Source organism: Streptomyces sp. AC627_RSS907, assembly GCF_019049165.1.
The window spans coordinates 1-1351 of sequence record NZ_JAGMUE010000170.1; the positions used below are offsets into that span (position 1 = coordinate 1).

General features: G+C 74.0%; 2 protein-coding genes. One reads left to right on the forward strand and one right to left on the reverse strand.

Annotated features, from left to right (window positions below):
- Positions 1–282 precede the first annotated feature (282 nt).
- Entirely contained in the window at positions 283–1038 is a 756-nt protein-coding gene (locus KUM32_RS30445) for a phosphodiesterase (protein ID WP_217145188.1), read from the forward strand.
- Here the strand turns inward: KUM32_RS30445 and KUM32_RS44045 are convergent.
- On the reverse strand, positions 1031–1351 hold a 321-nt coding region (locus tag KUM32_RS44045), incomplete at its 5' end, for a PDZ domain-containing protein (protein WP_254406370.1). The two genes, KUM32_RS30445 and KUM32_RS44045, sit on opposite strands and share 8 nt — an antisense overlap.

The window sequence follows — 1351 nt, forward strand, 5'->3', positions numbered from 1 at the left end:
GCCCATGCGGGCCCGATAGTCGTCTGCGGTGAAGGGAGCAGGCGTACTGCCGGTCATCCGGGCCTCCGTGGGCGGTGGTGGGAGTGGGCGGTGATGGGGCTGGGGTGATGGGGCTGGGGGTGATGGGGCTGGACGATGAAGGGTCTACGGGCAGCATCCTGCCCTCGGCAAGGGGGCGGCGCGAGCCGATTGGCATTGATCGACCACCACGACTAATGCTTGGATGCGATGCAAGCGTTAGCAACGGGGTGCCCGGTCCGGGCGTCCGAAGGAGACGGCACCGTGCTCGTACTCGCGCACATCAGCGATCTGCACCTGGACGGCAGCCCGCGGGCGACCGAGCGCGCCGAGCGCGTGCGCGACCGGCTGTGGCGGCTGCCGGGACGCGTGGACGCGCTCCTGGTGACCGGGGACATCGCGGACCACGGCACGGAGGCGGAGTACGAGGAGGCCGCCCGCATCCTCGGGCTGCGCGACGGCTCCGCCCCGTTCCGCGTGCTCACCTGCCCGGGCAACCACGACAGCCGCGCCCCCTACCGCAAGGCGCTGCTGGGCCGCCCCGCCGCCGACGGACCGGTCAACGAGGTGCACGTCTTCGACGGCGGAGCGGTCCTGATGTGCGACTCCAGCATCCCGGGGAGCGACGAGGGAGAGCTGGACGAGGAGACGTACGACTGGATCGAGGACACGCTCGACGAACTCGACGGCGAGCGCCCGGCCGTCCTCGCCTTCCACCACCCGCCGACTGCCCTGCACCACCCCCTGCCCGACTCCTGCCTGCTGCGCGCCCCGGAACGCCTCACGGCGCTGCTGGACCGCCGGCCCGAGATCTCCGGGGTGATCACGGGGCACGCCCACACGCCCGCCGCCACCGCGTTCGCCGGTCGGCCCCTGGTCGTCGGCCCGGGAGTGACATGGACCCTGCGGCTTCCCTGGGAGGGCGAGCAGGTCGCGGACCGGGACGCCCCGGTCGGGCTCGCCTACCACGTGCTGGACGGCACCGGACGCCTCACGAGCCACTTCCGCACGGTCATGTGACGACGCCCGGTACGACCGTCAGCTGCTGGTATCCGCCGCTGACGTGGCGCACGGTGACCGTGACCTCCTTGCCCGGCCGGGCGCGGGCCACGGCGCGCGCGAGGTCGGCGGCGGAGTCGACGCGGGTCGTGCCGAACGTCAGGAGCACGTCGCCCCGGACCAGACCCGCCTCGTGCCCGGGGCCGGGCTCGTGGACACCCACCACCAGGGCTCCCGGCCTCTCGTCGTCCACGGCCTCGACGCCGAGGGTCGCGGCGGGCGGCGCCGGGGAGGGACCGGCCTGGGGATGCGCCGGGGCGGACCGGCCCCCCGT